11 protein-coding genes and 1 pseudogene are annotated in these 6,255 nt (G+C 44.4%); 4 read left to right on the top strand and 8 right to left on the bottom strand.

The features are described 5' to 3' along the window. Positions 1–631, bottom strand: a 631-nt coding sequence (locus tag RMO27_RS07420; protein WP_309730996.1) for an IS630 family transposase, incomplete at its 3' end; no start/stop codon positions are given. Then, positions 538–933, bottom strand: a complete 396-nt coding sequence (locus RMO27_RS07415; protein WP_309730995.1) for a transposase — start codon at positions 931–933, stop codon at positions 538–540. The genes RMO27_RS07415 and RMO27_RS07420, both read right to left, overlap by 94 nt. Positions 934–1,058: 125 nt before the next feature. On the opposite strand from RMO27_RS07415, the gene RMO27_RS07410 reads away from it, so the two are divergent. Further along, entirely contained in the window at positions 1,059–1,334 is a 276-nt protein-coding gene (locus RMO27_RS07410) for an XRE family transcriptional regulator (RefSeq protein ID WP_309730994.1), read from the top strand. Positions 1,335–1,349: 15 nt separating this feature from the next. Here RMO27_RS07410 and RMO27_RS07405 read toward each other — a convergent pair whose 3' ends face one another. The 3 genes from RMO27_RS07405 to RMO27_RS07395 all read right to left on the bottom strand — a co-directional run bounded on the left by RMO27_RS07405 (position 1,350) and on the right by RMO27_RS07395 (position 3,511). Further along, positions 1,350–1,733, bottom strand: coding sequence for a type II toxin-antitoxin system VapC family toxin (locus RMO27_RS07405; protein ID WP_309730993.1), 384 nt, complete (start codon positions 1,731–1,733; stop codon positions 1,350–1,352). After that, the gene (locus tag RMO27_RS07400; RefSeq protein WP_309730992.1) at positions 1,734–1,949 is read right to left on the bottom strand and encodes a DUF2281 domain-containing protein; all 216 of its coding nucleotides are present in this window, start codon (positions 1,947–1,949) and stop codon (positions 1,734–1,736) included. Positions 1,950–2,074: 125 nt separating this feature from the next. Next, positions 2,075–3,511, bottom strand: a complete 1,437-nt coding sequence (locus RMO27_RS07395) for a Ni/Fe hydrogenase subunit alpha (protein ID WP_309730991.1) — start codon at positions 3,509–3,511, stop codon at positions 2,075–2,077. Positions 3,512–3,702: 191 nt separating this feature from the next. Between RMO27_RS07395 and RMO27_RS07390 the strand changes: the two genes are divergently transcribed. Further along, a complete protein-coding gene (locus RMO27_RS07390) occupies positions 3,703–4,266 on the top strand; it encodes a hypothetical protein (RefSeq protein WP_309730990.1) in 564 nt (187 codons plus the stop codon). On the opposite strand, the pseudogene RMO27_RS23770 reads toward RMO27_RS07390, so the two are convergent. Then, a pseudogene (locus tag RMO27_RS23770) lies at positions 4,253–4,342 on the bottom strand (oxidoreductase); the annotation flags it as partial. The gene RMO27_RS07390 and the pseudogene RMO27_RS23770 sit on opposite strands and share 14 nt — an antisense overlap. Before the next feature lie 67 nt (positions 4,343–4,409). Here RMO27_RS23770 and RMO27_RS07385 point away from each other — a divergent pair. Beyond that, positions 4,410–4,685: a hypothetical protein gene (locus tag RMO27_RS07385; RefSeq protein ID WP_309730989.1), complete on the top strand. Its 276-nt coding sequence runs from the start codon at positions 4,410–4,412 to the stop codon at positions 4,683–4,685. Then, entirely contained in the window at positions 4,682–5,050 is a 369-nt protein-coding gene (locus RMO27_RS07380; RefSeq protein ID WP_309730988.1) for a clan AA aspartic protease, read from the top strand. The genes RMO27_RS07385 and RMO27_RS07380 overlap by 4 nt, the downstream gene beginning before the upstream one ends. A gap of 91 nt (positions 5,051–5,141) precedes the next feature. On the opposite strand, the gene RMO27_RS07375 is transcribed toward RMO27_RS07380, so the two are convergent. Together RMO27_RS07375 and RMO27_RS07370 are read right to left on the bottom strand one after the other, a co-directional pair. Further along, positions 5,142–5,690: an oxidoreductase gene (locus RMO27_RS07375; RefSeq protein ID WP_309730987.1), complete on the bottom strand. Its 549-nt coding sequence runs from the start codon at positions 5,688–5,690 to the stop codon at positions 5,142–5,144. Beyond that, the coding region (locus RMO27_RS07370) for a 4Fe-4S binding protein (protein WP_309730986.1) at positions 5,678–6,255 on the bottom strand (578 nt) is incomplete at its 5' end. The genes RMO27_RS07375 and RMO27_RS07370, both read right to left, overlap by 13 nt.

The raw sequence follows: 6,255 nt of genomic DNA, 5'->3' as shown, positions 1-6,255 counted from the left end.
AACAGCAGCAGTGTGCAAACCAGTTGCGAAGGTGAATAGGATTTATTAAATCTATCGCTGTTGCAATCAAAGTATCAACCATCTTAGATGTTGTTGGTGAAAACTGTCTGAGGAAAGCTTTTAACTGAGACCACCAATGTTCAATTGGATTGAATTCTGGGGAATAAGGAGATAGATATAAAACTTTGGCACCAACAGCTTCAATCAAAGGTGCAATAGCATCTACTTTGTGAGCAGATAAATTATCCATAACTACTATTGCTCCTGGCCAAAGCTGAGGAACAAGTAACTGTGAGATATAAACTTCAAAAACATCTGCATTCATCGACTTATCGATAGTCATAACAGCCAATATTTTAGAACTTGTGATTGCACCAATAACACTAACTTTACTACCCCGATAAAATGGCTTAAAATCATAAGCACGATCTCCAGGTAAAGCGCGGGCATTGGTTCTTGCTAAACCTAGTAGAACTCCCATTTCATCAAGAAACACTAGATTTTCGAGGTCTATATCTCTTACTTGCTCCCAATAGTCTAGCCGCAGGAGTTGGACTCGTTCGCTCTCAGCTTGGCTACTCCGAAGCGTTTTTTTTTGATTGGTAAATTCAGCTTTTGGAAAGTCCTGCACATCGTGGCTTCACTGACCCACAGCCCAGTTTTATCGGCTAGTAGCTCACAATATTCCTTCAAAGTTGCATCAGTCTTATTTTCAAATATTTCTAATAATTGGTCTTTATATTGCCAGACTGGACTAACTGCCGTGCCACCCTGCTTACCAGGCATTACATTCCCTTCCGTTCTCATCTGGGTTATCAATTTATGCACTAAATTTTTGCCTACTGCAAAGCGTTGTGCTACTTTTCTGATGGAGCCGCCTTCTTCAACTGCGTTAACAATTCTTTCTCTTAAATCCATTGAGTATGGCTTCACAATCTAAACCCGAACCTAAATTCTAATATTCAACTTACTGTACCTCATAAACCCGCAAACCGCTGTATTGAGCTTGGACAACAACGATACAAACAAATGCTTCAACAACGTCAGGACGATTTAGAATGACTCAAGCTAATCAAAATATTTTTGAAGATCTAGGTTTCTCAGCAGAGGAATCAGAAAATTTGAGAGTTCGATCGGATTTGATGATTAGTCTGCGGAAGCTAATTCGATCGAGACAGTGGAGTTTAGAAGAAGCGGCGTTGAATCTGAAAACGACGATCGATTGTGTAGAAGGATTGCTTTCAGGTGATATCGATCGGTTTCAAGTTGAGGCGTTGATTACGATGTTGACTCATGCTGGGATGAAGGTTCGCGTTGAAATTGTGGCGGCTTAGATTCGACTGCTAGCACTAAATATCCCACAATCTAGTCACAGGATAAGCATCAAATTGAATATCGCAACTAATAATAGTCAAAGCAAGATCTATCGATTGAGCAATTAAAATCCTGTCAAATGGATCTCGATGATGTAGCGGCAGATTTAGATATGTTTGAATAGCTGCTATGTCGATCGGTAAAATTGAGATATCTTGCTCGATGAGATTTTGCTCGATCGCTTGAAAGTTAGTTTTTAATGTTAGTTTGCCAATATTAATCTTAATAGCAATTTCCCAGAGCGATACAATGCTCACAAATACAGATTCAGCCGATTCAATCTGTTCCTTGGTGCCAATCGGTAATCGTGAATCATTGTCTAGAAACCAAATCAGGGTATGAGTATCTAATAAAAACAATTACATATACTCCTGAAGATCCTCTAGTGGCGCATCAAAGTCATCGGACATCTCAAACATCCCTTGCATGGTTCCTGCTTGACGACGCTTTGGTGTTAGTGTCGGTGGATTAGTTTGAGCATAGTTAGCCGCGAGAAATTCAGCATAGTGAAGTACTTCCTGTTGCAGTTTGTCAGGAAGCTTTTCGAGACTGGCAATTAGGGTTGGAGATAGCATTTTGAATGTATCTTGGGTGAGAGAGAATCGATAACAATCGAGATCGCGAATATGCCTAAACTGGTATATCGATCGCGTTCATCTATTATACCTGTAACATCAATGCGTTCTAGGGTTACTCGATCCTAATGAGCAAAACGTTCGCTCACCACGTCACCACCTGCATTTACTAATCGAACATACAACGGCATTTGACCCACCGCATGAGTCGAACAAGAAAGACAAGGATCGAAACAGCGAATTCCCGCCTCTACCCGATTTAAAAAGCCCTCCGAAATCTCATGCCCGCCGTTAGCATTGTGAATATATGCTTGGGCAATTTGGGCGATCGTTTTATTCATCGCCAGATTATTTTGTCCTGTTGCAATAATTAGATTCACCCGTTGAATTAGACCATTTTCATCTACTTGATAATGATGAAATAGCGTTCCTCGTGGGGCTTCGCTCACCCCGATCGCATTTAGTTGATTTACGCCACCATGAGCGCGGACTCTATTTGATAACAGATCTGGGTCATCCATTAAGGCTTGAATATGTTCCAAACAAGCCAGAATCTCAATTAGGCGGGCGTAGTGATAGAGAAAAGAAGAGGTTGACGTGCCCTGAGATCGATCGCGGAGATTCTGGAGTTCCCTGTCTGCTGCTGGCATCCCAATTCGATCGCAAACATTCAACCGTGCTAATGGCCCCACCCGATAAATACCATCGGGATAGCCTAAAGGCTGATAGTAAGGGAACTTCAGATAAGACCATGGCTCGACCGCTTCGCCTAAAAAGGTGGCATAGTCATCTTCACTTAAACCATCGGCGACGATATTTCCCTGACTATCGGTAAAACGCAAATGACCGCCATAGTGTTCCCACTCACGATCGGCACTCACCAAGCCCATAAACAGCGACGGGAACGCCCCAAACACATGGATTTCATCTTTAAGCGACCCATCCAGCATCGTCTTAAATAGGTCTAAAGCCATGCGAATCGTGGTAAATGACTCCGGCAATCGATCGAGTATCCAGAGCCGTCCTTCTGCCGATAAAGGCGATCTCACACCACCCGGTACCGTCCAAGCTGCATGAATCTTCCGCGCCCCCAATAACTCAATTACCGTTTGCCCGAACTGACGCAGCCGAATTCCGGCTCTTGCGATATCTGGATTGGCATCGATCAGACCAAAAATATTGCGTTTAGCCGGATCGCTATCCCAACCTAATAAAAAGTCGGGGCTACTGAGGTGAAAGAAGGAGAGGGAATGGGATTGGATAATTTGCGCTAAATTCATCAATCGCCGGAGTTTTTCCGCTGCTGGGGGAATCTGCACGGCGAGAATTTTATCGCCAGTTTTCGCGGCAGCTAGTAGATGGCTAACGGGACAAATCCCACAAATCCGCGCCGTAATCCCAGCCATCTCGGTGAAGGGATGCCCTTCGCAAAATTTCTCAACGCCGCGATATTCAACGACGTGAAACCGCGCATCGGCAACTTCGCCCGCGTCGTCTAAAAAAATCGATATTTTGGCGTGTCCTTCAATGCGCGTGACTGGATCGATGACGATGGTTTTCATGTTGGTACCAAGCTCGACTATCTCTATTCTAGAAGCTCGATCGAGTTGAGTCGATCGAACGTTATGAATATTAGCGACACAGATTGCTGAAGGTTCGCAAATTTGCTAAAAGATAAAAGTATTCGCCAGACGATCGGTTGTAGTAGTAAAACGGGTTTACTAAAAACAGACAAGTATTTCCGTCAACCACTATGAATGAGCAAATGGATATTGAAGTAGTTAGAACGGAAGCACTCAGAAAATTGGGGAGGAATGTCGTCAATTTTGCCAAAATCGAAGCGGCGTTTAAGCAATTGCTTTCAATCAGCCAAGTTGAGGGGACTCCGAAAACAATCTCTGACCAATTGCGTAAGAATCAGGCCAGACTCCACAAACAAACGTTGGGTTGTTTAGTTCAGGAATTTCATAAGAATATTATGAGCGATCCTGGCCAGTCCAAACCCACACCAGATGTTTCTAGAGAGGAAGGAATATCTATCTCGTTTAAAGTCGCCTACGATGACCCAGATTTTTTCAAAGCGCAGAAACGCGCACGCTCTAACATTGTCGCTGAAAGAAACAGGTTAATTCATCAAGATCTAGCACTTCTTGATACCAGCTCTGTGGAAGACTACCTCAAATTAATCAGTCTATTGGACGAACAAAATCCTCGATTATTAGCTCATCTTGAAGAACTGAGATGGATGATAGAATCATTGCGAGAGTGCTTGGCAAAATTTAAAGATCTGTATGGCGATCGATTCAACCAAACTTAATCAGATCTCGTCCCACCATGTGGGGCAGTTCACCATTTAATAATGGTTCTAAAGCGGCTTTGATGCGATCGGCATCAGCCATAAATCGAGACTTCGGCTAAACTAAAGTAATAGATGAATCAAGTCGTAACCAAGTCAAACCTATGGCAGTTCGTCAACGCCGTTACAGTAAAGAAGAGTTAGCTCAACGTGGGCAAGCACTGTATGAATCCAGTATTCAGCAACAAGTTGAGGCGGGAAATGAGGGCAAGATTGTGGCGATCGATATCGAAACCGGAGCCTTTGAGGTCGATGAAAATATCGTACCTGCAACCAATCGCTTGTTCGATCGATACCCCGATGCTCAACCTTGGGTGATTCGGATCGGACATCGCGCCGTTTATCATTTTGGGGCACGAAGCCTGAAGCAAAATCAATGATTTACGGAGTTGTGAATTTACGTCGAGAAGCAACACTTCCCTTGGTAGTCGGGAATGCAAACAAACAGCAGCAAGTGGTCGATACCGTAATTGATACAGGATTTAATGGATTTCTATCTCTGCCATCTACAATCATTGCCACTCTAGACTTACCTTGGAGTGCTGCCGATCTTGTGACCTTGGGCGATGGCAGCCAAACCCTATTTGATATTTATACTGCAACGGTAATTTGGGATGGGCAATATCGAGAGATTGATATTGCCGCATCAGAAACGGAACCATTGCTAGGAATGGCATTGCTCTATGGTTATCGATTGCAGGTTGATAATGTTGAGGGCGGTATCGTTAAGATTGAAGAACTGTGATTCCGTGCAACAGCGATGGGTGGGTAAAAAGAACGGTCTAACAAATCGATCGATCTCACTCTCGACCCATTCCTCTCGCTCCAGCATCGATTCACCCAAATTTAATCAGATCTCGTCCAACCATGTGGGGAAGTTCGCCCTTTAATAATGATTCTAAAACAGCGTTAATTCGATCGGCAGAAGGCGGACATCCCGGCATATAAATATCGACGGGAACGACTTGATGAACGGGTAACACTCGATCGAGTAATTCCGGCACGATTCCTGGGGCGTGGGGTAACTGCTGTCCGGTATCTGCCAATTCCAGATAGGCACGTTTTAACACCGCATCGGCTCCGCCTAGCATATTTCGCATCCCAGGGACATTTGCCGTCACCGCACAATCTCCAAAGGAAATCAGGATCTTGGTGTTGCGGCGCACGGTATAGATCAGTTCTAAATTATCCTCATTGGCAACCGCACCTTCTACGAGACACACATCCACCTTGGCTGGATAGATTTTCAGATCCGAACCCACCGGACTATAAACCACATCCACCTGTTGGGCTAAATCGAATAGCCATTCATCCAAGTCCAAAAAGGACATGTGACAACCAGAACACCCCGCTAGCCAGACGGTAGCAAGTCTTATCTTGTCCATTCGTGTTTCTCCCGTGCGTTGACTAAAAATTCCAACTTTTCCGGATCGCGGACTTTTTCGCCAGTACTCTCACTCTTGCGGAAAATCGCGCCCGTGGGACAAGCATCGACACATTTTCCACAATCAGTACAAGCATCTACCTCTCCCCAAGGTTGATTGAGTCCAGAGATAATCTGACAATCTGCGCCTCGGTACGCCATATCCCAGACATGGGCACCTTCAATTTCATCGCAGACCTGCACACAACGGGTACAGAGAATACAATGATTGTGGTCGATCGCAAATAAGGGATGAGACAGATCTATATGTCGATCTGGCGATCGATAGGGGAAGCGAGAATGATCCATCCCCACTGTCACAGCGGCATCTTGCAATTCACAATTATCATTAGCAACACAAAAAGCACAGATATGATTGCCTTCAGCAAATAGCAACTCCACCACCATCCGGCGGTAGTCTTTTAACTTAGGATTGTGGGCAATGACTTCCATCCCTTCTTCTACCTGCGTCACACAAGCCGGAAATAACTTGGAGGCACCGACAATTTCCACCATGCAGAGCCGAC

This window comes from Chamaesiphon sp. OTE_75_metabat_556, assembly GCF_031378165.1.
Classification (GTDB): Bacteria; Cyanobacteriota; Cyanobacteriia; order Cyanobacteriales; family Chamaesiphonaceae; genus Chamaesiphon.
This window is presented reverse-complemented; position numbering and strand designations above follow the sequence as displayed.